The sequence below is a fragment of the Rhizobium oryzihabitans genome, from assembly GCF_010669145.1.
Classification (GTDB): domain Bacteria; phylum Pseudomonadota; class Alphaproteobacteria; order Rhizobiales; family Rhizobiaceae; genus Agrobacterium; species Agrobacterium oryzihabitans.
Genome location: NZ_CP048635.1, coordinates 1396444 through 1422092, shown reverse-complemented (window position 1 = coordinate 1422092; position 25649 = coordinate 1396444). Strand labels below are relative to the sequence as shown.

The 25649-nt window shown below is 55.9% G+C and carries 15 protein-coding genes and 2 pseudogenes; 10 read left to right on the top strand and 7 right to left on the bottom strand.

Going from position 1 to position 25649, the window contains the following annotated elements; translation table 11 throughout:
- Positions 1–18: 18 nt before the first annotated feature.
- The 4 genes from G3A56_RS23260 to glf all read left to right on the top strand — a co-directional run bounded on the left by G3A56_RS23260 (position 19) and on the right by glf (position 7010).
- Positions 19–2430 carry an ice nucleation-like protein gene (locus G3A56_RS23260; protein WP_246231416.1) on the top strand — a complete coding sequence of 804 codons (2412 nt, stop codon included), beginning with the start codon at positions 19–21 and terminating at the stop codon, positions 2428–2430.
- 92 nt (positions 2431–2522) lie between these two features.
- Positions 2523–3497, top strand: coding sequence for a glycosyltransferase (locus G3A56_RS23255; protein ID WP_246231415.1), 975 nt, complete (start codon positions 2523–2525; stop codon positions 3495–3497).
- Positions 3498–3716: 219 nt separating this feature from the next.
- Positions 3717–5759, top strand: a complete 2043-nt coding sequence (locus G3A56_RS23250) for an O-linked N-acetylglucosamine transferase, SPINDLY family protein (protein WP_082185017.1) — start codon at positions 3717–3719, stop codon at positions 5757–5759.
- Between the two features lie 93 nt (positions 5760–5852).
- Entirely contained in the window at positions 5853–7010 is a 1158-nt protein-coding gene (gene glf, locus G3A56_RS23245; protein WP_082185018.1) for a UDP-galactopyranose mutase, read from the top strand.
- Between the two features lie 122 nt (positions 7011–7132).
- Here the strand turns inward: glf and G3A56_RS23240 are convergent, their stop codons facing one another.
- Both G3A56_RS23240 and G3A56_RS23235 read right to left on the bottom strand, forming a co-directional pair.
- Positions 7133–10192 carry an efflux RND transporter permease subunit gene (locus tag G3A56_RS23240; protein ID WP_082185019.1) on the bottom strand — a complete coding sequence of 1020 codons (3060 nt, stop codon included), beginning with the start codon at positions 10190–10192 and terminating at the stop codon, positions 7133–7135.
- A gap of 9 nt (positions 10193–10201) precedes the next feature.
- Positions 10202–11185: an efflux RND transporter periplasmic adaptor subunit gene (locus G3A56_RS23235; protein ID WP_246231414.1), complete on the bottom strand. Its 984-nt coding sequence runs from the start codon at positions 11183–11185 to the stop codon at positions 10202–10204.
- Positions 11186–12160: 975 nt separating this feature from the next.
- Between G3A56_RS23235 and G3A56_RS23230 the strand changes: the two genes are divergently transcribed.
- Positions 12161–12313, top strand: coding sequence for a hypothetical protein (locus tag G3A56_RS23230; protein ID WP_164056840.1), 153 nt, complete (start codon positions 12161–12163; stop codon positions 12311–12313).
- Positions 12314–12389: 76 nt separating this feature from the next.
- Here the strand turns inward: G3A56_RS23230 and G3A56_RS23225 are convergent, their stop codons facing one another.
- From G3A56_RS23225 to G3A56_RS23210, 4 genes and pseudogenes are all read right to left on the bottom strand, one after another.
- Positions 12390–13736: an MATE family efflux transporter gene (locus G3A56_RS23225; RefSeq protein WP_082185021.1), complete on the bottom strand. Its 1347-nt coding sequence runs from the start codon at positions 13734–13736 to the stop codon at positions 12390–12392.
- Between the two features lie 412 nt (positions 13737–14148).
- Positions 14149–15528 (bottom strand): enoyl ACP reductase FabMG family protein, encoded by a 1380-nt coding sequence (locus tag G3A56_RS23220; protein ID WP_082185022.1) that lies wholly within the window; start codon positions 15526–15528, stop codon positions 14149–14151.
- Between the two features lie 428 nt (positions 15529–15956).
- Positions 15957–16851 (bottom strand): annotated as a pseudogene (locus tag G3A56_RS23215) (IS3 family transposase); the annotation flags it as partial.
- Between the two features lie 120 nt (positions 16852–16971).
- A complete protein-coding gene (locus tag G3A56_RS23210; protein WP_082185023.1) occupies positions 16972–19242 on the bottom strand; it encodes a KAP family P-loop NTPase fold protein in 2271 nt (756 codons plus the stop codon).
- A gap of 233 nt (positions 19243–19475) precedes the next feature.
- Between G3A56_RS23210 and G3A56_RS23205 the strand changes: the two genes are divergently transcribed.
- The 3 genes from G3A56_RS23205 (at position 19476) to G3A56_RS23195 (ending at position 21612) form a co-directional block, all read left to right on the top strand.
- Positions 19476–20645 (top strand): AlbA family DNA-binding domain-containing protein, encoded by a 1170-nt coding sequence (locus G3A56_RS23205; protein ID WP_082185024.1) that lies wholly within the window; start codon positions 19476–19478, stop codon positions 20643–20645.
- Positions 20646–20745: 100 nt separating this feature from the next.
- The gene (locus G3A56_RS23200) at positions 20746–21036 is read left to right on the top strand and encodes a hypothetical protein (protein ID WP_137067619.1); all 291 of its coding nucleotides are present in this window, start codon (positions 20746–20748) and stop codon (positions 21034–21036) included.
- A 234-nt stretch (positions 21037–21270) separates the two neighbouring features.
- Complete coding sequence (locus G3A56_RS23195) at positions 21271–21612, top strand: hypothetical protein (protein WP_082185025.1); 342 nt, start codon at positions 21271–21273, stop codon at positions 21610–21612.
- Between the two features lie 248 nt (positions 21613–21860).
- Here G3A56_RS23195 and G3A56_RS23190 read toward each other — a convergent pair whose 3' ends face one another.
- Positions 21861–23087 carry an IS701 family transposase gene (locus G3A56_RS23190; RefSeq protein WP_142174431.1) on the bottom strand — a complete coding sequence of 409 codons (1227 nt, stop codon included), beginning with the start codon at positions 23085–23087 and terminating at the stop codon, positions 21861–21863.
- Between the two features lie 377 nt (positions 23088–23464).
- Here G3A56_RS23190 and G3A56_RS23185 point away from each other — a divergent pair.
- Together G3A56_RS23185 and G3A56_RS23180 are read left to right on the top strand one after the other, a co-directional pair.
- Positions 23465–25161, top strand: a pseudogene (locus tag G3A56_RS23185) (ShlB/FhaC/HecB family hemolysin secretion/activation protein).
- 18 nt (positions 25162–25179) lie between these two features.
- Positions 25180–25632, top strand: coding sequence for a hypothetical protein (locus tag G3A56_RS23180; protein ID WP_082185027.1), 453 nt, complete (start codon positions 25180–25182; stop codon positions 25630–25632).
- The last annotated feature ends 17 nt before the right edge of the window (positions 25633–25649 follow it).

Sequence of the window (25649 nt, the reverse complement as noted above, 5' to 3'; positions counted from 1 at the left end):
GGTTCAAAGGACACGTTCATGACTTCAATACTCTCCTCACTGTCTGCTGTGCAGATTTCCAAGCTTTCTACGTCCACAATTGCCAGTCTAACGTCGGAGGATGTGAATGCCCTGGATAGCACCAAGATCAAGGCGCTAACCTCGTCTCAGATCGCCTCTTTGAGCACGGATAGCCTTGCTCTTTTCAGCTCTGAAGACATCCGGGCAATTTCCGCGACCTCCTTCAAGGCACTAACCCTATCCCAGATCGCAAAATTGAGCGCTGCTCAGGTCAGCAGCCTGTCATCGGCTCAGGTCACTGCGCTTTATGCCAGCCAGATCGAAGCGATGTCGAGCGACCAGATCAAGGCTCTTAATTCGGCCCAGATCGCCGGCCTCGGCACAGCCCAGATTGCAGCCCTGGACAGCAGCGACCTCGCGACCTTCTCGACTGACGAGATCAAGGCCCTCAGCGTCACCGCCATGGCCAAGCTCTCCACAGCCGCCCTTGCCGGTCTCGGCACCGAAAACGCTGCGGCACTGACCAAGACGCAGATCGCAGCACTCTCTTCGGAACAGCTGAACGCGCTTTCCTCCAGCGCCATCGCCACCTTCTCAACCGATGAGATCAAGGCCATCAGCGCCAAGGCCCTCGCCAGCCTCGATGCAACAAAGCTGGGCACTGCCAGCATCGCCGCTCTCAGCAGAGCCCAGGTCGCAGGCCTCTCCACGACGCAGTTCGCGGCACTGTCGAGCGACCAAATCAAGGCCCTCAACTCGGATCAGATCGCCGGCCTCGGCACAGCCCAGATTGCAGCCCTGGACAGCAGCGACCTCGCGACCTTCTCGACTGACGAGATCAAGGCCCTCAGCGTCACCGCCATGGCCAAGCTCTCCACAGCTGCCCTTGCCGGTCTCAGCACCGAAAACGCTGCGGCACTGACCAAGACGCAGATCGCAGCACTCTCTTCGGAACAGCTGAACGCGCTTTCCTCCAGCGCCATCGCCACCTTCTCAACCGATGAGATCAAGGCCATCAGCGCCAAGGCCCTCGCCAGCCTCGATGCAACAAAGCTGGGCACTGCCAGCATCGCCGCTCTCAGCAGAGCCCAGGTCGCAGGCCTCTCCACGACGCAGTTCGCGGCACTGTCGAGCGACCAGATCAAGGCCCTCAACTCGGATCAGATCGCCGGCCTCGGCACAGCCCAGATTGCAGCCTTGGACAGCAGCGACCTCGCGACCTTCTCGACTGACGAGATCAAGGCCCTCAGCGTCACCGCCATGGCCAAGCTCTCCACAGCTGCCCTTGCCGGTCTCAGCACCGAAAACGCTGCGGCACTGACCAAGACGCAGATCGCAGCACTCTCTTCGGAACAGCTGAACGCGCTTTCCTCCAGCGCCATCGCCACCTTCTCAACCGATGAGATCAAGGCCATCAGCGCCAAGGCCCTCGCCAGCCTCGATGCAACAAAGCTGGGCACTGCCAGCATCGCCGCTCTTAGCAGAGCCCAGGTCGCAGGCCTCTCCACGACGCAGTTCGCGGCACTGTCGAGCGACCAGATCAAGGCCCTCAACTCGGATCAGATCGCCGGCCTCGGCACAGCCCAGATTGCAGCCCTGGACAGCAGCGACCTCGCGACCTTCTCGACTGACGAGATCAAGGCCCTCAGCGTCACCGCCATGGCCAAGCTCTCCACAGCCGCCCTTGCCGGTCTCGGCACCGAAAACGCTGCGGCACTGACCAAGACGCAGATCGCAGCACTCTCTTCGGAACAGCTGAACGCGCTTTCCTCCAGCGCCATCGCCACCTTCTCAACCGATGAGATCAAGGCCATCAGCGCCAAGGCCCTCGCCAGCCTCGATGCAACAAAGCTGGGCACTGCCAGCATCGCCGCTCTCAGCAGAGCCCAGGTCGCAGGCCTCTCCACGACGCAGTTCGCGGCACTGTCCAGCGACCAGATCAAGGCCCTCAACTCGGATCAGATCGCCGGCCTCGGCACAGCCCAGATTGCAGCCCTGGACAGCAGCGACCTCGCGACCTTCTCGAGTAGCGAGATCAAGGCCCTCAGCGTCACCGCCATGGCCAAGCTCTCCACAGCTGCCCTTGCCGGTCTCAGCACCGAAAGCACTGCGGCACTGACCAAAGCGCAGATCGCCGCCATGTCTTCGTCGCATTTCGCGGCCCTGTCCAGCGAACAGATCAAAGCACTCACCTCTGATCAGATCGCCGGCCTCAGTTCCGCCCAGGTCGCGACCCTGAGCAGCGACGAACTCAAGCTCTTCTCCACCGACGAGATCAAGGCCTTAAGCGCCACAGTCATCGCCAGCCTTTCGACCGCGACCCTTGCCGGTCTCGGCGGCACCAACGCTGCGGCGTTCTCTGCCAAACAGGTCGGGGCAATGAACGATGGACAGGTCGAGGCTGTCATCAAGGCCTACAAGACAGCATAAGACTTGGAGAAAACAGAAAATCTATGACGCGGCAGAGGGCCGCGTCATAGCGCGGATGCATTTTAAATGCAGAATGCAACAGAAAACATCGAGTGTCTGTCGTGGCAAAAATATCCGTCATCATCCCGGCTTTCAACATAGCCAATCTCATCGGCGAGACACTCGACAGTGTTCTGCGCAATGAAACCGACATGGATATCGTCGTCGTTGACGATGCCTCCACCGACAATACCTGCGACATCGTTGAGCAATATGTTGCACGCCACGCCAATATAAGGCTGATGCGCAACGCAATGAACACTGGGCCGGGCGTTGCTCGCAACAGGGCGCTGGCGACGATCGACAGCGAATATTGCCTGTTTCACGATGCCGACGACATCTTGGGCGCGGGAGCTGTCGATACCGTTCTACCCTTGATGGACAGCACGAATATCGATGTCGCAGCATTCAGATATGATGTGTTGAGAACGGCCGACGGCCCTCCCGGGGAAATGTCGCCTATCGATAAAAATATCTGGGATAATGTCCTCGGCGATCGCGAAAGCGCAATGATCGATCTCGACTCGGCCGCGCAGTTCCTGGTGACGATCAATTACCCCTGGAACAAGATCCTGCGGACATCATTCATCCGCCGAACAAACTGGCACTTCTCGACAGCCAGAATCAACGAAGACATCCTGCCGCATTGGGCAGCCTATATGAATGCCGGGCACTTTCTGGCCATTAACAGCAGCCTGACGACGCATCGTCTCGTCCCAGGACGTGAGCAGCACACGAGTACTTTCGACGAACGTCGTCTCGAAATGTTCAAAGCGCTGAGAGACGCCGAGAAGCTTTTTGAAGACAGCCCGATCTTCAGGGCAAAATTTTATCCGATCTTCATCATCTTCAAGGCGGGGTTGCTGGAATGGGCAAACCAACAGATGCGGCACGATCTACTCGGCCTTTTCCGGGAACATGCCGCGCATTCTTACCAATACTTCACAGATGAAGACTTCCACAGCGTCTATCAAATCAATCCGTCACTCGCTTTGGCAAGCTACAGAATGAAACATTCTCTTCGGTAGAACATGCGAGGCTCCGATGCCAGCAGGATGGCGCCGGAGCGAGCCTTGGGAAATTTCACCTCGCTAAACCACAAGCTTCGCAGAGGTTTAGTCCCGCTCCGCACAAGTAGTCCTGAGTAAACACATCCAGCCACAGGCAAGTTATCTGCGATAGCTAAAAACGGCCCGCCAACAGGCTGTTTCTACTTTCGAACCCCTCGTCGCTTGCCGCAGGATGCCATGACCGCCAACCACGCCGCTACTTCAAACGACGATGCTTCCAATGCACTTGATCTCGCGCGGAACCAGCGGCTGAGTCTTCTGGATTTGCTGCGCCTGGCCGAGGCTCTCAATGGCGCAGGTCAACACGCCGCTGCTGCGGAACTCTACAAGACATGGGTCGCATTCAACGACAATAGTCCCGCTATCCATCTCGCTTACTTCAACTATGCTGTCGTTCTCAGTCAAGGTGGCGATCCCGCGGGTGCCGTCCAGGCATTCCGCGCCTGCCTGAAAGCCAACCCGGAATTTGCCCCCGGCCACATCAATCTCGGTCGTGTGCTTGAAGATGCGGGGCTCATCGGTCAGGCGGTTGAGCAATGGTCACAGTACGCCGAGTCCACGCACCATATCGACGCCGAGGCGGTTGGGCATCGGCATATGATCTTGCAGAATATCGGCCGCGTCCTCGAAGGCGCCGGAAAGTTTGAAGAAGCTGAAAACGCATTGCTGCAGGCGTTCGAGCTGCGGCCGGATTCGCCGGAGGCAGGGCAGCACTGGGCATCGTTGCGGCAGCGCCAGTGCAAGTGGCCGGTGCTTGCACCGTCAAACCACCTCGCCCCCCGCAAGATGATCGATGCAATTTCGTCGCTGACGTTAAGCTGCTACGCTGACGATCCGATGTTCCAGCTGGCCAAGGCATATCGCTTTAGCAAAACACTCGTCGGCGCATGTCCGGACCTGAGCCGTTTTCCGCGCAGGTCGCCAAAGCAGAAGTCCGGAACCGGTCAGCGCCTGCGCGTCGGCTACCTCTCATCGGATCTTCGCGATCATGCCGTGGGCTTTGCTCTTTGCGAGGTTCTGGAGTTGCATGACAAGAACAGCCTTGAAGTTTTCGCCTATTATTGCGGCAATGTCCGCAATACGGACAGCACGCAGGAGCGAATAAAGGCCGCGGTCCATTGCTGGCGGGATATCAACGGCCTGGATGATGCCACTGCCGCATCGCAAATCATCTCCGACGAAATCGATATACTGATCGACGTGAACGGCTATACCAAGGACGCCCGCGCAAAGATTTTCGCCTATCGCCCTGCGCCTGTCATCGTCAGCTTCTGCGGCTATCCGGGATCGACGGGAAGCCCGTTCCATCAGTATCTGATCTCTGACGGATACATGATCCCGGAAGAAAACGAAATCTATTACTCCGAAAAGGTGCTGCGCATCGCCTGCGACCAGCCGCTGGACCGAAAGCGGTCCATAGCCGCCCGGCCGAGCCGAGCCGAGGTCGGATTGCCGGAGGATGCGTTCGTCTACGCCAGTTTCAATGGCATGCAGAAAATCACGGAAAACTGCTTTGCACGATGGATGACAATCCTGTCACAGACGCCCGGCAGCCTATTGTGGTTGCTGACCGGCGATGACGATGTCAATCAGCGCCTGCGAGACGTCGCGGAAAAAAGCGGTGTCGCGCCGGAACGGCTCGTATTTGCACCGAAGGTCCAGAACCCGCAGCATATTGCCCGTATCGGCGTCGCCGATCTGTTCCTGGATACGTTCCCCTATGGTGCCCACTCCACGGCCGCGGATGCGATAACATCCGGCCTGCCTGTCCTCACCATGTCGGGAAAGACGTTTGCCGCACGCTTCTGCGGCAGCATCGTTACCGCAGCCGGTGTCCCGGAGATGCTTTGCTCTTCGCCGGAAGACTATGTCGCCCGCGCCATCGGCTTCGAACGCGATCGGAAGAGCCTCCTGGAGGTGAGAGTGTCGATCGCCCGGCAGCGCGAAACGAGCGTGTTGCGGGATATTCCTGCTTTGGCGCGACGTCTGGAGGACCTCTTTTGGCAAATGCAGGGCGAATGTGAGCGCGGTGAAACGCCTGTGCCGGATCTCAGCAATCTCGATCTCTACTATGAATTGGGTGCGGAAACCGTATTGGAAAACATCGAGTTTGAAGATGAACAGAGCTACCGCAAGCGCTATCTGAAAAAGCTTAATCAGCGGCACGACTACGCACCGATCCCATATGATCGTCGCCTCTGGCAGAAGCCAGACAACTGAGCGAGATCGGCTGGCCGAGACACGCGCTCAGCTGCGCTTTTCAATGCAAATTTTACCGCCTACGGGGCGTCATATAAGCAGGATTGATTTTCAATGCGCGCAGACGAAAAAATCATCATCGTAGGCGCCGGCCTTTCTGGAGCGGTCATAGGACGAGAACTCGCACTGGCAGGCCATGCAGTCGAGATCATCGATGCCCGCGACCATATCGCCGGCAATTGCCACACAGAGCGTGACAGCGAGACCGGCGTCATGATCCACGTTTACGGTCCCCATATCTTCCACACCGACGACAGGGAAGTCTGGGATTATGTGAACAGCTTCCAGACTTTCATGCCCTATAAGAACCGCGTCAAAACGACGAGCAGCGAGCGCGTCTATTCCCTGCCGGTCAATCTGCACACGATCAACCAGTTCTTCGGCAAAAACTTCCGGCCCGATGAAGCGCGAGCCTTCATCGAGGAAAAGGCGGACAAGTCGATCACCGATCCGCAGACTTTCGAGGAGCAGGCACTGCGCTTCGTCGGCCAGGAACTCTACGAAGCCTTCTTCAAGGGATATACGGAGAAGCAATGGGGCTGCTCGCCGACAGACCTGCCGGCCTCCATCCTGAAACGCCTGCCCGTGCGCTTCAACTATGACGACAACTACTTCTTCCACAAATACCAGGGCATGCCGGAGACCGGCTACACGCACATGATTGAGCGCATTCTCGATCATCCGAACATCACGGTTAAGCTCGGCACACAATTCCGCCGTGCAGAGGCACCAACGTCTAAACACGTCTTCTATTCCGGTTCGCTCGACGGCTATTTCGACTTCGAACTCGGCCGCTTGGCGTACAGAACACTCGACTTCGAGCGCTTCACCTATGACGGCGACTATCAGGGCTGCGCGGTGATGAACTACGGTGACGCCTCAATACCCTTTACCCGCATCACCGAACACAAGCACTTTTCTCCGTGGGAAGAACATACCGGCTCCGTCTGCTACAGGGAGTTCTCCCGCGAATGCGGGCCTGAGGACATCCCTTATTATCCCGTTCGGTTGGTCAAGGACAAGGAACAGCTCGCCGAATATGTGGCACGTGCCGAGCGGGAAGTGTCGATAACCTTTGTCGGACGACTTGGGACCTATCGTTATCTTGACATGGATGTGACCATTCGCGAGGCGCTTGACACCGCCCGCCTCTATCTCGCCAAGCGATCAGAGGGCAATTCCATGCCGGCATTCCTGCATTCACCCGTCTGATGACCCGATGAAAGGAATATTTGACAGTCGATTTCGCCAAAGTCCGGTTATCACCTTTAAACCGGAAACGGCACGAGGGAGTGGCCAATCACCAATACTTTAAAAGTCGGATAGATTGATCGTTATGGTGCCGCGACGCCATCCTGCCTGCGGTGATCCGCGGCCAGCACCATGTAGACGGCAGGCACCACGAAGAGCGTGAACAATGTGCCGATGGCAAGCCCCGTGGCAATCACCAAACCCATATTGTAGCGGGCAGCCGCACCAGCGCCGGTGGCCAGTATCAGCGGCACCACGCCCAGAACCATGGCTCCGGTCGTCATAAGGATCGGGCGCAGCCGGATGCCGCAGGCGCCTTCAATCGCCTCGCGCTTGGATTTGCCGGAAGCCTGCAGCGTGTTCGCCACCTCTACGATCAGAATGCCGTGCTTGCTGATCAGTCCCATCAATGTGACCAGCCCGACCTGCGTATAGATGTTCATCGTTGCCCCGCCGATTCCGAGGCTTATGAAAGCCAGTGCGCCCGCTATAGACATGGGCACCGACACAAGAATGATCAGCGGATCGCGGAAACTGTTGAACTGTGCCGATAGCGCCAGAAAAACGATGATGAGTGCAAGAGCGAAAGTGGCGGCCATGCCGCTCGATTCCTGCACAAACTGGCGGGACTGCCCCCCAAAGTCTACCGTGTAGCCCTGCGGCAGCGTCCGCGCCGCGATCGACCTCAGCGTCTCCAGGGCATCCCCGACGGCAACGCCCGGCGCGGGCACGCCGGAAACGGTGGCAGAGTTCAACTGCTGGAAATGCGCGACCGATCGTGGGGTTGCCTCAAGCTTCACCGTGGCAATCGCCGAGAGCGGGATCTTCGCACCGTTCACGCTTGCGATCGGGTAGTCCATGATCTGATCGATGGTCTGGCGCGAGCGTTGTTCAACCTGCGGAATGACTTGGTAGGCGCGGTTGTCGATGCTGAAATAGTTGACATAGCCACCACCCAGCATGGAAGCGAGTGATGCTCCCACGGTGCTCATCGGCAGGCCAAGCGCCGATGCCTTGCTACGATCGATCAGGATAGAATATTGCGGATTGTCGACGTAAAGATCCTTCGTCAGGAAGATGAACTCACCGGATTTCTGCGCTTCCTGCAGGACGGAGCTGGATACTTCGTTGAGCTGGTCGAAGCTACCCGTGCTGCCGATGGCGAACTGCACCGGCAAGCCGCTGGCGCCGGGCAGCGGCGGCAACTGGAAGACAACCGCCTGGCCTCCCGCGATTTTCGCCATTTCGGCCTGCACCAGCGGCTGTAACTGGTCTGCCGTTCTTGCACGTTCGTCCCACGGCTTCAGCACCATGCCCTGGAACGATGTGCCTGGCACCTCAACCTGCAGGCTCTTGTCGGTCTCCGGGAAGCTGCGGAAGATCTTGGTGACCTGGTCGGAACTGAGCAGTTTCTGTTGAAGCGTTGCGTTGGGGGCATTGGTCACCTGCGCGGCGAGAAATCCCTGGTCCTCATTGGGGGCCAGTTCGCTCTTGGCGCTTGTGTACAGAAAATAGATGCTGCCAAGCACAATGGCGGCAAATACCAGCGCCACCGGTATCGTATTCAGGCTGCCGTGCAGCAATCGTGTATAGGGTCTATGAATTTCCGAGAAGCGCCGATCGATAAAATCCGAGATACGCTCCTCCCAGCCGCTGCGGTCCGTCAGATGCGGCTTCAGGATGCGCGAGCACATCATCGGCGTCAGGGTCAGCGCGATGATCATGGAAACGGTCACGGCGCCGACGAGCGTGAAGGCGAATTCTGTGAAAAGAGCACCGGTCAGGCCGCCCTGAAAGCCGATCGGTACATAGACGGCGATCAGCACCACAGTCATTGCGAGGATCGGCCCGACCAGCTCGTGAGCGGCAGCCAGTGCTGCCTGCATCGGCGCGGCGCCCTCCTCGATGTGACGGTTGACATTTTCCACGACGATGATGGCGTCATCGACCACAAGGCCGATGGCCAGCACGAAAGCCAGCAGGGTCAGCAGGTTTATTGAAAAGCCAAAGATCAGCATCATCGCGAAGGTGCCGACCAGCGATAGCGGGATGGCGACGATGGGGATGGCAACCGAACGCGGCGAACCGAGAAAGGCGAACACCACGAAAATGACGATCACCAGAGCCTCGACCAGGCTTTTCACCACCTCATCGATCGACTTGGTAACGAAAATACTGGAATCATAGACGATATAGCCTTCGAGCCCTTGTGGCAGCTGTTTCTGAATCTCCGGGAACGCCGCACGCACACCGGCAATCACGTCGAGCAGATTTGCCGTCGGCGCGATCTGGATGCCGATGAAGACACCGGTCTGCGCATCGAAGCTGATCTGGACATCGGGGTTCTGCGACCCGAGTTCGACGGTGGCGATATCCTTCAGGCGCACCGTGGTGCCGCCGATCTGCGTGACCACCATGTCTTTGAACTCGTCGGCCGAATGCAGGTCCGTCCGTGCCGTAAGCACCGTCTGGGTCATCTGACCGCGCGTGGTGCCGATGCCCGAGATGTAGTTGTTGGCCGCCAGTGCATTCCGCACATCCCCAGCTGTCAGCCCGTAAGCCGCGAGCTTGTCGGGCACCAGCCAGGCCCTCAATGCGAAGGTTCTGCCGCCGAGAATTTCGGCGGTCTGAACGCCGTTGACGGCTTGCAACTTGGGCTGGACCACCCGCGTCAGATAGTCGGTGATCTGGTTGCCGGCCAGAACATCGCTGCGAAAGCCGATATACATCGCATCGATCGTCTGGCCGATCGAAACCGTCATGATGGGCTGTTGCGTTCCCGACGGCAATTGATTGATAACCGAGGATACCTTGGCGTTGATTTCCGTCATCGCCGCATCCGCATTGTAATTGAGCCGCAGGTTGACAGTGATGATCGACGTCCCGCTGGTGCTCGACGAGGTCATGTAATCGATGCCATTGGCCTGGGCGATGGCGTTTTCGAGTGGCGTCGTGATGAAGCCGGCGATCACATCCGGCGCAGCACCCGGATAAGCGGTCGTCACCGTAACCACGGCATTCTGGGTAAGGGGATATTGACGCACCGAGAGCACGCGGGACGACTGGTAGCCGATCACGATGATCAGCGCACTCACCACCAGGGCAAGAACGGGACGCCGGATGAAAATGTCGGTGATGTTCATCGCCGCGCCTCAGTTGGGATTGGCAGGATCTGCGTGGGGATCGTTGGATGGCTGCACCGTATTGTCGATCACCACCGGCGAACCATTGCTCAGTTTCAGCTGGCCGGAGGTCACGACGACGTCACCCGCGCTGACCCCCTTGATCACCGCGATCTGGTCGCCACGCGCCTGCCCTGTGGTGACGAACCTCTGATCGGCCACAAGCTGCGGCTTTCCATCCTCCCCCGCTCCCTTGTCTGTTATTATATAGACGACATTGCCATAGGGATTGATGGTGACAGCGGTCTGCGGCAAGGCGATATAGTTTTGCGGCTCACCGACCACCACCGAGACATTGCCGAACATGCCGGGCAACAGCTTGTGGTCGGAGTTGGAGAAGCTGGCCCGGATCGTGAGGTTGCGGCTCTGGCTGTCCACCAGCGGATTGATCGCCGTGATCTTGCCGGAGAAGGTCTGGCTTCCATAGGCATCAATTGTTACGTTTATATCCTGCCCGACCTTTACCTGCGACAGAACCTGCTGCGGCATCGAAAAGTCGAATTGTATCGGGTCGAGTGACTGCAAGGTGACGACAGGGGTTCCTGCAGCAAGATATTGGCCAAGGCTGACAAGTTTGATGCCAAGGCGCCCGTCGAAAGGCGCTCGAATTGAATATTGATCGATCAATGCCTGTTGTGCCAGGACCTGTGCCTGCGCGGATCTCAAGACCGCCAAATTGCTATCGACCTGGCTTTGCGCAATGGTGCTGGCCGCGATCAACCTGGTATCGCGGTCATGGGCAATTTGCGCGTTCGCCTCCGTCGCCTGATATTGTCGGAGCAGAGCAATCTGCTGGTCGGCAAGCAGTTGCACGACCAGATCACCTTTTTTGACGTCTTGACCATCCTGAAAGCCGACCTCCTGCACGATGCCCTGAACCTGCGGCGAAAGGCTGGCGCCCTCAACGGCGTTGAAGCTGCCTACCGATTGCAGCGTCGTCTGCCATGGGCTCATCGCGGCCGTGATCGTCGAGACAGTCTGCGGCGGCGCCTTGAGATTGGCAAGATATGTCGCGATTGCGCGGTTCTTGAACGCCTGAAAACCGAATATCCCCCGAGAATCAGGCCTATGACGATCAGCATGACCACCATGCGTTTTATCATGATTGCCAGTACTCCTGTTCAGAGACGAGTCGATACGAAGTTTGATTGGCGCTTGCGCTGACGCAGCAAACCGCAGGATTTCCAGCGGGGGCGGTTGTAAAACCATCGCCTCCTGCGTCCAGTGCGCCCATGCGGGTTGATCGTGATATGAATTGGCGGCGTCGCATCGGAAAGCGTCACCTGGCGGCAACTCCGAACCGCCGAAGGCAATTTTGACAGCGCCGTGCCTGGGATATGTGTGATCCCTCTGCCGGCCATCTTCAAGCAAACCGGATCGATCAAGCGCATGGGCCTGCCTCTATTTCCGATTGAGCACGCGCTCCCTCGAACATATTCACAATAACTGATTTATTGTGCCGGGGCTATATCGAAGAGCGCTGGAGCATTTCCAGCAAAGAAGCTTCCGGCGCGTGAATGGAGGACCGTTTTTCCATCAACACTCAGGGAATTCATTGATACGGCGCTTCGACATCAGCGGATCAGATATCCCGCTCATCCCTTTGAGGTGAAACTCGATCCATAACTTAAAATTCGCGTGGAGCGTCGACCTTAGGCGCTCTTTTTATTCCAAAGAAAAGAGCGCGCCATAAGACAATTGGGTCAAACAGGTAAACATTGAAACGCAGAGACTTGATGTTTACGATATCTTTTGACCAATAGGAAATAACTACACACTCGAGGACACGCCAACCCCATTGTCATCACCCACGAACTGAACAGCGCTCTTGCTCAGCAAGTCTAGAGCCGCTTATCTATTGGAAGGATTTAGCCGGTTTGATCGCCGTGGCAGCGTGTCTGGAATGACTGATTTTGGGCCGGGAGGGGAATGACAGCGACGAAAGATGATGTCTTTTTAGCATCCGTTTTGATGCGGGCACCGCGCAGCGTGTTATCCATCAACCCACAAAATGCATTGAATAAAACAACGCCTCAGAAAGAATATATCGGCGTGAACCTTCGGCGCTTACTCACAACGTAATGGTTCAGATCGACCTGGCGACACCTGTTCTGATGAGATCTGCTTTTATCTCAAAACGCTTCCTCTCACCGGATTTCTAGCGGTCTCGCCGCCAGATAAGCCCTGCCAGAACGAGCATCATGAGGTCTGCCATCGGCGCTGCCGCCCAGATGCCTGTTTTCCCCCAGATCAAGGGAAGTGTCAGGGTCAGTGGAATGGCGAACAGATAGGTTCGGCCCAGCGAGAGGATTGCGGTCTGACGCACCTTCCCAACGGCTTGTACATAGCTCGCGGCCATCAGGACAGGACCGAAGGCGAAGTAGGCGGCAACATAGACTGGAACAATCCTGGCCACTTCCAGCGCCACCGTGGCATCACCCACGAAGAGCCATCCAAGGCCATCGCGCGCCAGGCTCAGGGTCAACTGAGTAAGGAGGCCATAAACCGCACTGACACAAATGGCCAAACGCAATGTATCCGATGCCCGGTCGGCTTGTCCTGCCCCAATGGTGTTGCCGACAATCGCCTGTAGGGCGAGGTTCATGCCCATAAGGGGCAGAAACGCGAAGGTCATGACACGCATGACGACGCCATATGCGGTCACCATGGTTTCCTGATTGCCAAGATTCAGGCGATGCAATGAGAATAGAACCGCCGCGGAACTCAGGGAGAGACCGATGAAGTTCATGCTTCTCGGTATTCCCAGGGCCAGCATCTCACCCCAACTTCGACCAATCCGAAAACCGACAACTGGCAAAATGCCCTTGCCCGCCATGCGATAGCCAATGATGAGCAAAAGCGCAATTAGCTGTGCCAGCGCAGTTCCGCCGGCAGAACCAGCGGCTCCGAACTGGAAATAGCCGATCAGCAATGCATTGAGAGCAATATTCGCAAGCGTCAGGATTACACCGGCCATGGCCATGAACGCCACGCGCCCCTCGGTGCGGAGCGCGTCCGAATGAACTGTCAGCAGAAACATGACCGGCGCTGCGACAAAGGAGACTGCCAGAAAGCGCCACCCCGTATCGGCGAGGTGCTGGTTGCCAGCTGCCATCCAGGTAACGATCACGCCGCCACCGAGGAAAAACAGGGCGATCGTAACCACACCAAGCACGACAGCCAGACCCTGTGCTGAAGCGAGGACCTCACAAGCCTCTGACATGTCGCGCGCGCCAAGACGGCGCCCGAGCACGCTGGCCATGCCGGAACCGACAATAGCTGATGCCGCCACCAGTAGCATGGAGAAAGGAAAGACCAGCGTTACCGCACCAAGCGCTTCGGGCCCGACAAAGGCACCCAGTAGCATAGCATCGGCGACGATCAGCATCCCATTGACCATGGTCACAAGGATGATCGGCAGGCTGGTTCGAATAAAAACGGAAGAAATCGATCCACGCAGGAACGAATTGGTCGGCACGGAGGCCGAACGGTTTTGCTCACTCATCTCAACATTCCAAAATGGGCAAGTCGGATTTTCTGAGTGGGCGCTTGCATTGCCACCGCACCAACTACCCAAAAGGGGATATTGCGATCAGCTTGAACGAGCAGGAGTTCACCAATGACAGGGCGTCATGCAAGCGGCTGGCCTCCTGAAGCCGGGAGATTTATATGACTGCATCGCTACGCGGTCAAGCAAAACCCAGTCGCCCTCATCCTGTTGGCTGAGGGACGACATTTACCCAGAACCGTCAGTTCAGGTTCCACCTCGAGCTGGGCAGCAGGTAGCATAGATCCAACGGCAGCTTCGGGGGCATCTCGGTGTCCGTCAGAACGGCTGGAAAGAAGGAGCGTTCTTGTCACAAGATTTGTCGCTCCATGGCCAAAGCACCCAGCTTTCAAGCTAAGTTGGGAAGCCGTCACGCCACCTCAAGGTGTGAGGGTTCCATTCCCTGCGCGATAGGCGGCGCAGAAGACTCCGAATGCGGGTGGGAAGAGTTAAGTCGCCGAGCCACGATATCGTGGTTGAGCCACAGGACGGGACCGGAGGGTTCGGAAGATTCGCCAAAAATTAGCTGCCCGGTTGCCTTCACAACGAGACCACTCAGGAGGTCGCTGATCATCACCTTGCCATCCCGATGCATCTGGGTGATCTCGTTTGACGTGCCAATGGTCAGATCGGCCTGTGCCTGACTGTTTGCCATGGGCCAAGCCGAAAAGACATAGAACGGGCGCATGACCTCGCTGGCCTGCATGGCGGCGATCTTCAGGAAAACATCCTTCATGGTTAAGCCATCGGCCAGAAGCTGCTGGCAGGCCTGCCACTGTTCGTCTGCCCATTGGCCACCGTTTTCTTTCTTCAACGCAAGCAGCAGCGGTATCAGGGGCAGCTCGATACCCGTGAACACATCGGACGAGTTGGTCCGGATTTCGGGACAGTTATAGACAGTTGCCTTGATCCCTGTCGCCCAGGCTTCCTCTGCAATGCCTTCGAGCCGCATCTTCGCATATCCCTGGGTGTAGTTGGTATAGGTCTGCCAACGATAGCTCCCATCGATCAGGACCGCCGATCCATGATAACCATAGGCCGTATATCGCACTTGTCCGCCCGAAGCTTCGACGCGCTCGCGGATCGCCGTGCTGAAATCAATGAGATGGCGAAAGGTGTTTGCGGAGACATCGTCAAAATTCTGCAGAATGAGCTTTCCCATGTCACTGTCGAGCAGGGCCTGCGAAGACATGTGGCGGGCGCCAGTTCCCTTGTAGATTCGATTGGCGACGACCAGGAATACCTTCGCCTTCGGAATGCCCCCAGCCATTGTGTGGGCGAAGAAAACATTGCGGCCAGCGCTAATCATTCCGTCGAGAACGGTCATGACCCTTGAAAGCGACTCCGTAAAACGCGCAGTAGCGATGTCGCGGCATTGCCCGACATAGTCCCAGTCGAGCTTGTCGTGTTGCCAGCTCTCCAGGGTCATCTTTGCCAGGAGATCGGTGGGAGTTGGACCGTCTGCGGGCGCATCGAGATCGAAACCCGCCATAAGAGGTATGTTGATAATCCTGCCGCCCAGCTGGGCCTCCGCCGAAGACAGTTCCTCGGCGTCAAGCGGCCGGAGCGCGTTGTTCTCGTCGCGCCGCCCGACGGTGATCCCCACAATCTCCATTCCAGCCCGCCTGGCTTCGTCAAGCAAGCCGGTGGCGTATCCGCGGCCGAATAGTTCGCCGAACAATACGAAAACATCGCCCTTACGGAAGACCGTGTTTTCGGAAAGACTATTCAGTGCAACCGGATTTTCCATACTGTCAACTCTTTGCTCGTGTATCGTAGAGCAATGGCTCACACGACCTGTGATAAAGACATGACCGCATAGTCGCCGGATGGGAACTCATTTTCGGTGACCGTTCATTTCAAAACGTGAAATCAATCCCCTGTTGTTCTTACACTGCAGCGAAATGCCAAAGCCGTTGGAGACAGGCGTACCGATACCAAAACGAATTGCTTCGAAACGCGCGTCTACGGATGCTTGAGAGGCTATAGGCGTTTCCTGAGGCGCAAAGCAGCCCTATTTTTTAATGCCGGGAGGCGGCTTGCATCGAGACTCATGCAATTTACAAAGTTCTTAATGCGACACTGCTGTTAACGGAGGCTCCGTTTCCAACGATATGTCGACCCTTCGACATGATGGACATGCGGCTAAACAGCCACCATAGTGTCGAAAAAAAGCGGCGCACCACAGAACGAGGCCCAGTCCATGCTGGTAAACTGCGAGCCCTGATCCGAGTGGATCAGCACCTTGTCTTTCGGTTTGCGTCGCCACACCGCCATGAGCAGAGCCTGCAATACGACGTCCGTGGTCTGTCGGCTCTGCACCGCCCAGCCGATGACCCGGCGAGAATAGAGGTCGATGACAACCGCAAGGTAAGCGAAACCTTCGCAGGTTCGAATGTAAGTGATGTCCGTGACCCAGGCCTTGTCCGGAGCTGCTACGTCGAATTGCCGGTCGAGCTTATTATCGACGACGACAGACGGTCTGCCGCCATAGATGCCGGGACGGCGTTTGTAGCCGATCTGCGCCTTTATCCCGGCGAGACGCGTCAGGCGCGCGACCCGGTTCGGGCAGCACATCTCTCCCTGATCGAGAAGGTCGTCGTGCAGCTTGCGATAACCGTAGACCTTGCCGCTCTCTTCCCATGCCTTCAGGAGCAGATCGGTCTGTCGCTTGTCCTCATTGGCTCGCCTGCTCAGCGGGTTCTTCAGCCAGGTGTAAAATCCACTCGGGTGAACCCGCAGAAGGCGGCACATCGTCCGCACCGAAAACTGCAAGCGATGCAAAGCAATGAACGCTTGACTATCACTTTGCATCCCTGGCGAAATACGCGGCCGCTTTTTTTAGGATATCGCGTTCCTCAGTGACGCGAGCCAGTTCCTTCTTCAGCCGCCTGATCTCCTCGGCCTCGTCGTTGCCCTTGGAGTCCGACCCAGCAAACTTCTTCTTCCATTCATACAGCGAATGCTGGCTGACGCCGAGACGCTGCGAAACCTCAGCCACCGGATAGCCCCGCTCCGTGATCTGCCGCACCGCGTCACGCTTAAACTCTTCGCTGAAATTCGATTTGCCCATGATGCTCTTCTTGCCTCAAAATTAGGAAAGAAGGCGTCTACAAATCTCGGGGCTATTCATTACTGCCAGCAACCGATCGTGCGATAGTGGCGACGCCTACCACCATCTCGGGTTACGTTATTAGTCTTCTCCGTTACGGCTCCTTAACAACGCATCGATTGTTCGTTTAGCCCAGATCCCCTCGTCCCCTCGGTCACCTAGTAGGTCACGCGCCACTTGAATGAACAGGTCACTGTCCGCGAAATCGGACATATTGCTCATAAGTGAATAAAATTGGCCGCGGTCCGATGAATTACCTTCATTTAGAAGCGTCTGAGCTATCGCAGGGAAGTAGCGGTTTAGCCGGAGTGCTCTGTTCAAGTGCTCTCGGATAATATGTGGACCAAGAATCTCTGACGCCAAGAACACTACATGGGCTGGATACGCCGAAGATAGAACTCGGTCTTTGGCTATAGCAACCTCAAGCTTATTCACGAGTTCTTCGCGAACGCTTTCCAAGTCCATATACTCCCCGTCTTGGTTGCCCTCGCGGGTCGATCCTATTCGCCTCAGTACCGATGCGACCAGAGAAAGATCCTCGGATCGCGCTAGCATGAACTTCATCAGGTTGACCTTGTCTTCGATGTTAAGATGGCTGAGCCCCGATACTATGGCACCAGTCAATCGTCGCAGATTATCCGGCGCGAAGATATCACCGGTATCACGGTCTCTGAAAACGATAAGTTCTGGGCCAAGGTCGGTCAGCGCCCCGACCCACGCTCGTGTAATCGGATTACGTGAAAAATGCTCCCAGATCGTATCGAGTAGCTCCGCTCGTATCGAGCTGCCATAATCACTGACTTTGGAACGTTCCAAGATCGGTGTCATTACGATCTTGGGATCTTCGCCTGCAAACAAACGATTGAGTTCCGCTTTCCCACTACCTGTCGCAGGTTCGGAAAGCTCGAAGTATGTCTCCGCATACTCCCGGACGCGAAGGCGCTTGCTCAGCCGATCATTCGAAGAGTTATTGCCGGGCCGATGAAACTCCTGCGACGCCGCAGGAAAAAGCTGCGAGAGGGCATACTTTCGTTCCTCGGTTACTTCGATACCGTCAGCCTCAAGAGCTTGCTCGAGCGAGTTCCTGTTCGGCATCTCTCCACTACAGAGTTCGCTGAGATGGTGCCGGATCCACTGATAAAGGACGGTATCCTTCGCATTGAGGACTTCCAGTATCAGAAGATCCACGGGATCCGTCTGATCTTTCAGTATTCGATGTGCCCGCACTGCCCAATCGCCGCATCGGACAGCATCTCTTGGGGTCCGGATAAATTGCCGAAGAACGTAAAAGTTCGCGTCGCGAGCGCGATCCAGTAGCTCCGGCGATGCGCTGTCAAAAAGCTCAGTTCGACAATCATCAAGTAGCGTAAGGAGCCGATCAGCAGGCAGCAGTGGCAGATTTCTTCGGTACTGTACGATTTTTTCCAAATACTCTTCGGCATTAAGTCGCAAGACTCCGCGCAGATGCCTACACAGTACCTTTGGATCATAGCTCATCAGATAAACGATGTTCGGCAAATTGCCGAGGCTTTTCACCAGCCCAACCATCTCCGTGGCTTCCTTCGGGCTTAAACGGTCCAAGTCGTCGATAACCACGATTATTTTCTGGCCTCGCAGTTTTCTGAGCGAGGCCTCCAGCTTCAGTTTTCGTGACTCCAAAGTTGCCTCAGCGGTGTTTCCGAGGGAGGCGACGAAGTCCCGTATGGCGTTGCCGCTTCCAGGAACTACTGCGTGAGCCGCAACCCCGGCGACGGGAGCCAAGCGTTTGACGACGGCAGTGTAGTTCTTCATCGCATCTTCGATATCAGATCCTAGTAGCGGACCAATGGATTTCGTGAGTTCATCAAGAAAAACGGATGACAGGGCAGCGGTGTCCGGTACGAGCCAAGGACGGAAATGGACGACTAGATTACGCGGCCTGAAGTGCGCGTTCATACGCAGCCTGAAATACCGATAAATCCGCTTTCGCATAACCTCGTCATTTTCAGCCCTAGTCACTATTGCTCGATGATAGTGATCAGGATGCAGGTAAGGTACATCGGCAAATTGCTCGTGAAGTTCTCGGATAGCGTCATAATGCACAGCTAAGTCATCAAGGTCTGCGGCAATTTCTTTCCCACCTTTGTCGCCGTGAAAGGCAGGATCTCTAGACGAATGACTGAGATCCAAATGGAGAAGATGATGTAGCGTCATATTGACGACACTGCTCTTCCCCGCACCCCACTCTGCTTCAAGGCCGACGACGTATCCTTCGCTTAAATTTGCCATCGCCCAAATTTGTTGAGCCAGTGACTCGGCGAACGCTCGACGCCCAAGGCGATCGGATGCCCAATTACGAATTGCGATGTCCAAAAATCACCCTCCGTGAATTTCGAGTATAGCCCGGCGACCAGCCTATGCCCGTTACCTGTGCTTCATTTCAGTGGGCTCGATTTAATTCCGTAATTACGGCAGCTTGTCCTGAATGGGAAGATATGTATCTACAGGATGAAAACGGTAGATATCCTTACTCGCTAGTAATCGCATTGACGTCCGGATGACGCTTTGACGGTTCCCGAAAATGCCGATCAAATAGGGAGGATCAAGTGCTCGATTTGAATTCGCTGACAGATCTCGAGAGCTTCTTTGCGGACAATCCTGCCGAGAGTGTCGGACTCGAATACAAAAGCTCAAAAATCCTAGCAAAAGGGGAAATCGGCCCGATTTGCAAAGGGGTGAGCGCTTTCGCCAATTCAGCAGGTGGGACCTTTGTTATAGGGATTGATGCGAAGGACGGTCAGACTACACTCGACGACGGCTGGCAGGGACAATCCAAATTGGACTGGATTTATTGCGCCATCAACAGCGGCACGTTCCCGGCGGTTGAGACCGTTATTGTAAAAGAGATACAGGGCGGTAGCGGGAAATATTACGTAATTTCCGTTGATGTCAGTAAGGACGCACCGCATCAAGGGCAAGATAATCGCTACTACAAACGCCGAGGCTCTCACAGTGACCCGATGGAGCACTACGAAATTGAGGACGTCCGAAATCGCCCTAAAGGTAGGGGATCACCCCTAGAGATTAGCCTCTTTCCAGAAGGACTGCTTGCCTCCTTCAAGGTGCGAAATATTTCCGATTCCGATATTATTGACCACCTGAAGATATCGATCGAGAGCAACTTCGCATTGAATCCCCATTGGATAGAGGAGCTTTCGGCGAGAGGCCTTCGTCAACTTCGCCCATCGGTGGAACACGTATTTATTCTCGACTCGTTTTACTCAATGTCAAAGGAGACGAATGAGCCTGAGATAAAGATCACCGCCACTTTTGAAGTGGCTGGTCGGCATAGTCGACTAGTCTCTATATTTTATCTTGCCGACTATATGGGTGCTTCGGTGGTCCGTTCGCCTGTTGTACGGGCCATAGATGATGTCGGTGAAAAGGTCGAGCGGGTAGCAAAATCGTTTGAGCAGTTCGGCCGAGACAGCAAAGCCTTTGTGAATGCCGCAGTGGACGGCAGTGGCCTCCGGCTTTCACAACGCACGATTAAAGGGCTTCTACGCAACAATCAGCTCTTTGATCCTATTGAATTCGACTGGGACGGATATCGAATTTTGCTCGATATCTCAATCGATGAGGCCTTCAAGTTGCACCATGTGTTCGGCGTCATGATGGGCAGCGCCCAGCGCGAGCATGAATACAGGGCGCTTCCGGAACCTCTTCGGACGAAATTCGAGACTCTGTTCAAAGTTGATTTCTCCGATAGTGATTGATGTTTCGACTTGTGAACGGAATCGAACCGATCACACTGTTATTAAAGCAGCCCTCCGTCTCCAATCTTTCAAACGCATACATCGGGATGACCTCGATATAATGACCAATCTGGGGCCGGGAGCAGCCTATCCGCTTCGGAACACAAAAGTCGTGCAAGCTGACGCTGAAGTGCAGCGAGGGCGGGGGCAGCAACTCCTACCGTCGCAAAAAGCCCATTCAAATGTTTTGACGCCACGGCGAATGCCACAAGTCACCAAGGGCCTCACCGCCAACCTCTTCCACATAGTCAATTCACTGTTCATCGAGGCAATGGAAAGCGGGAGAGAGCGGATTAACGACGAAGCCATGAAATGGGAGTCAGAATTCGACGCCGACGGATCCTTCGCGTGAAGACGAACCTATGCGAACGGAACACCATGATGGACTTACATCACGCTTCCGCGCCGGAAAGTTTTCGGCGCACGCCGTGTTAGATTACCGGCGATGAAACCCAATGCCGGTTTTGGGGTTTAGCTGAAACCTACGTCGAACGCCTTTTTCCAGTCATCCTTGCGCGTTTCGCACAAGGTTGAGGCGCTAGCACTTACTTTTAGTAACTCGTTATATAAGGAAATTCTTGATATAATGACGTTCGATTCACCTTTTGTAGGTTTCAGCTTTGCTGCAACCGTTCTGAAAGAGGTCCTCGACTGTCCGATCGAGGGGGAAACGGCATCTGCGCGAATGAAGCAGATTGGTTTTCTCTGCCTAGTTTATCAGCTTCAGATTATAGGCACTGACACAACTTTCACGAATATTATGGCGATAACCGGGCTGCAACGCACAAGTATCGCCGAGTTCGTCGCGCCGCTCGTGGCGAGAAAACTTTTGGTCATGCACCATGTTCGGAACACAATCGGAAGAGGTAAGGCTACGAAGGTCGAAATCCCGCAGGAATTCCTTACGCGCGTTAACGCGATCGCTTGAGCACCCCGAAAATCCTTGATCAGGAGATCAGATGAACGGGGGCGGCGACCAATCCAATTCTGAAAGCATCTTTACCGTAATGACATAACAATATACGTCGCTTAAGTTGAGATGATTTATCTTAGCACTACTTTGGCAGAATTGAATTTTTGCTTTGAAAGTGCTGTTGACAGTGCGGACATCGGATCTGTGCTGTCGGTATAGCAAGCGCATTGATCACGGCTCGACGGACGGCTGGCAAGGTCGGTTCAGGCGGCCCTCGGCGAACTCTTTGCTTCTTTTTTTTCCCACTTTGCAGTTTGCAATCTCTGGTGCTGGAGAAAAGCATAAGCGATCATCGTCATCAGAGCGTGCCGATGTAGGCCTTGCCACGATCGGCCCTCGAAGTGATCGAGACCGAGCTCCTCTTTCATCTGCTGATGTGCCTGTTCGCAGACCCATCTCGCCTTGATCGCGGCCGCCAGCACTTTCAATGTCGCATCGACGGGCAGGTTGGACAGGTAGTATTTGCGCTCGTCGTTTGATCGCCATTCGCCAACTAGCCAGGCCGCTTCGCCCGGCATGTGCTGCTGTCCCTTGTCATAGATGCGCTGCGGCGTGCCATCGGCGATCCGGATGCGCAATGCTGCAAACCGTGCGGTCAGGCGACCTTTTGTGCCGCGGCGCCAACTGACCTTCTTCCAGCTTGCAGATGCCAACATCGTTTCGGCGGCAACCGAAAGGGTGTCGGGGATCGAATGCTTGCGAGGACGGCCATGACCGGAGACGGGAAAGATCAATCCGACATCATCGGGATAAACCTTCTGATGCTTGGGGATACCGACCGCCCAGGTGAGGCCACGTTCACTCAAGCCCTTTCGGAACGCAGCCGACAGGCCGTAACCTGCGTCAGCCAGCACTGTGCCAAACCGGACACCGGTCACGATCAACCGATCGATCTCGGCAAGAGCAATCTCCGGCTTCGTGCGAGAGGTCCGCATGTCGTCTGGGACCCCAGCCTTCGCCATGCGCTCCTGATCACCGATCCAGCTATCCGGCAGGAACAGACGCAGGCCAACCGGGACCGGCACCTCTTCTCGCGCAAGCGTCACCGACACCAGCGTCTGGCAATTTGCTCTCTTGCCCAGCATCGAGGCGTATTGCGGCGCGACTCCGACCGAATGATCACCCTTCTTCGGCAGGCCGGTGTCATCAATCACCAGAAACGCATCGGATGCGCCAACGATCCTGTCCGCCTGCAGCGCGAGCTCGGCCTCAAGAGGAACAGCATCCCAAAGGCCGTCGGAAATGAAATGGTGGAGGCGGTCATACTGGCCTGGAGCGAACCGTTCCGCCATCGGCTCAATACTTTTGCGGTCTCCGGGGCCGATAAGCCCCGACACATAAAGTGGACACATCTGTCGCCGTTTCTTGTGTCCAAGCTTCTCCAGAAACGGCTGCAAAAATGCTGAAAGCTCCGTATTCCAATCCGCCATATCGCGCCCCAAAAGTGAGAGCGCAAATCATCTCAAACCAGGCTTGCACGAATCTGCCAAAGTAGTGTTAGGCTGGGGCGACATTAGTGAACTCTTGGGCATCTCGTTTCAGGGCTGATCATTCGATCGCCAGGCGCGTGGCGCATTTTTATTTTTCCTCACGGTCAGAGGCGGGCATTCCTCGCCCTGATCTTTGCCAGCACAGTTCTGCGTTGTTTGTTTTCAACACCGAAAACCCCTCCACTATGACGTCTCATCGGGGTCATGATGCAGAGAAACCAGGGGGAACTGGCGAGGGAACATGTTCCCAGTCGCGGTTTAACAGGCAAATATCTGTTTCAAAAACCTTCGCGGCTCCCGCGTTCTGGTCCTCGTTTCTGTTCGTTACATCGTCCTTCTTTCTTTCCGCCGGCCTTTCACACGCCCAGTCGCCCGCCGATGATTTTTCCCGGCGACAGGAACAGCAGCAGCAGTTGCAGCGGCTGGAAAACCTGAAGCAGGTCACGCCTAGTGGCGTCACTAGCCGTGCGGACAGGGCACCAGGAGGCGAGGCGAAGTCCAATGGCCCATGCTTCAATATCTCGCGCGTGGAGATCGAAGGTGCGACACGGCTGTCCGCCGCTGAATTCAGAAAAATTACGCAGCGTTACGACAATCGCTGCATCGGTGTTGCGGATATCACCACTCTGCTCAAGGCCATCACCGACCTCTATCTCGACAAGGGATTCGTGACTTCTCGCGCCTATGTTCCGCCACAGGATATTGCCGGAACAGAACTGCTGCGATTGGTGGTCGTCGAAGGAACGATCTCCGATATCTACTTTAACGGTCAACCAGCAGAGCGAAACGGTTCATTCGCTACGGCTTTTCCAGGCGTGAAGGGTGAGGTTGCCAATATTCGCGATGTTGAGCAGGGGCTGGACCAGATCAATCGCCTCTCATCGAACGATGCGAAGACCTCGATGTTGCCGGGCAAGGAGGATGGAACATCCATTCTCAACGTCGAGAACAAACCATCCAAGCGCTGGTACGCAAGTATTTCCAACAACAATCTTGGGCAGAAAAGTACCGGTTACTCCCAAAGCAACTTTTCCTTTGGGTTCGATGACCTGTTGGGCTTCATTGATCAGATAGGGCTATCCTACGGGCATAGCGGCCCGGACTACCCTTGGAGTGATGACGGTCGCGGGCGCAGCAACAGCTATTCGGTCAACACGAGTGTCCCCTATGGCTATTGGACTTTTTCGGCGAATGGTTCCTGGTACGAATATGACAGCACCATTCCCGGCAGTTTCGGGCCGATCGAAACCTCTGGTAACTCTGGTCAGGTTGGGTTCGGCATCGACCGGGTCATTCTGCGGGACAAGGACTCGATCACGACGCTCAGAGGCCGCCTCACCTACAAGCAGACCGACAACTTCCTTCTCGGCAATCGAATTGAGGTTGGAAGCCGCCGGTACACAATAGGCGCCCTGGGTTTGTCGCGTTCACAGAGAATGCTGGGTGGCGTCATCGCTCTCGATTTTTCCGTTGATAAGGGCCTTGATCTCTTCGACGCCGTGGAGGCCGGCGAGCCCGGAGCCGGCATGGCCGATCCTCGTTTTTTGAAATTCAACACGACCGTCAGCGCAACCCGGCCGTTCGAGGCGGCTGGCCAGCGATTCGAGTTAACGACGCTCCTCAATGCCCAATATTCTCCCGATAACATGTTTGGCGCGGAGCAGATCGGACTTGGGGCTCCAGCAACGTACGCGGCCTGAGGGAAAGCGTCATATTCGGCAATAACGGATTTTTCAGCCGCAACGAACTGATGTGGCGGACAATGCCATGGGAGGGCACAAGTCTGGCACCCGTTCTAGGCGAATTGCGACCCTATCTTGGTCTCGACTACGGCCGTGTGTTCTCGCAGTATCGCTTCGATATTCCGGACGGCCATCTAGCGAGTTGGACCGTTGGCGCGAAACTCGTGGGCGGCAACATCAGTGCCGATTTCGGCTACTCCCAGGCATTTTCCAGCAGCGTCAATCACGGACGCGGCAACCTCATTTTCGCCAGCGTGACGGCGCGCTGGTAGGCTTCAAAAGAGAATATTATGATCAGATCTTCTTTTCACACCCCCAAATTGTCTGTCGTATTCGCGCTGGTGGCGACTGCCATTGTCGTTTCCGGTTGCGGCGGCCGGGCAGCGCATCCGGTTTCTTCGACCAACCCGACCGACAGCGCTTTCGATTGCGTGGGCATCAAGCGCGAATTCGAAGCTAACGAGCGGCAGGTGCTGGCGACGGTGAAAGAACGAGCCGATGCGCAGGGTAAGAATGTCATCCTCGGCGCGACAGGCGTTCTTCTGTTCTTCCCCGCGCTTTTCTTCATGGATCCCAAATCGCCAGAGAAACTGGAAATCGACGCATTGCGTAACCGCAATCAGGTTCTTGGCGAAATTGCCAAAAGCAAAAAATGCCCAGCTCCACAATCGAAGCTGGCCGATGTCTACAAGAAACTCGACAGCAAGTCTTCTCCGGCCGACACGAGCAGAAAAGACCGCTAAGCCCCAAATTCCGTCTG

Excerpts from the sequence above, each read along its gene's own strand:
- G3A56_RS23260 (WP_246231416.1), top strand. The coding sequence starts at position 19 with ATGACTTCAATACTCTCCTCACTGTCTGCTGTGCAGATTTCCAAGCTT.
- G3A56_RS23250 (WP_082185017.1), top strand. The coding sequence starts at position 3,717 with ATGACCGCCAACCACGCCGCTACTTCAAACGACGATGCTTCCAATGCA.
- glf (WP_082185018.1), top strand. The coding sequence starts at position 5,853 with ATGCGCGCAGACGAAAAAATCATCATCGTAGGCGCCGGCCTTTCTGGA.
- G3A56_RS23240 (WP_082185019.1), bottom strand. The coding sequence starts at position 10,192 with ATGAACATCACCGACATTTTCATCCGGCGTCCCGTTCTTGCCCTGGTG.
- G3A56_RS23235 (WP_246231414.1), bottom strand. The coding sequence starts at position 11,185 with ATGAGCCCATGGCAGACGACGCTGCAATCGGTAGGCAGCTTCAACGCC.
- G3A56_RS23230 (WP_164056840.1), top strand. The coding sequence starts at position 12,161 with ATGACAGCGACGAAAGATGATGTCTTTTTAGCATCCGTTTTGATGCGG.
- G3A56_RS23225 (WP_082185021.1), bottom strand. The coding sequence starts at position 13,736 with ATGAGTGAGCAAAACCGTTCGGCCTCCGTGCCGACCAATTCGTTCCTG.
- G3A56_RS23220 (WP_082185022.1), bottom strand. The coding sequence starts at position 15,528 with ATGGAAAATCCGGTTGCACTGAATAGTCTTTCCGAAAACACGGTCTTC.
- G3A56_RS23200 (WP_137067619.1), top strand. The coding sequence starts at position 20,746 with ATGACCAATCTGGGGCCGGGAGCAGCCTATCCGCTTCGGAACACAAAA.
- G3A56_RS23195 (WP_082185025.1), top strand. The coding sequence starts at position 21,271 with ATGACGTTCGATTCACCTTTTGTAGGTTTCAGCTTTGCTGCAACCGTT.
- G3A56_RS23190 (WP_142174431.1), bottom strand. The coding sequence starts at position 23,087 with ATGGCGGATTGGAATACGGAGCTTTCAGCATTTTTGCAGCCGTTTCTG.
- G3A56_RS23180 (WP_082185027.1), top strand. The coding sequence starts at position 25,180 with ATGATCAGATCTTCTTTTCACACCCCCAAATTGTCTGTCGTATTCGCG.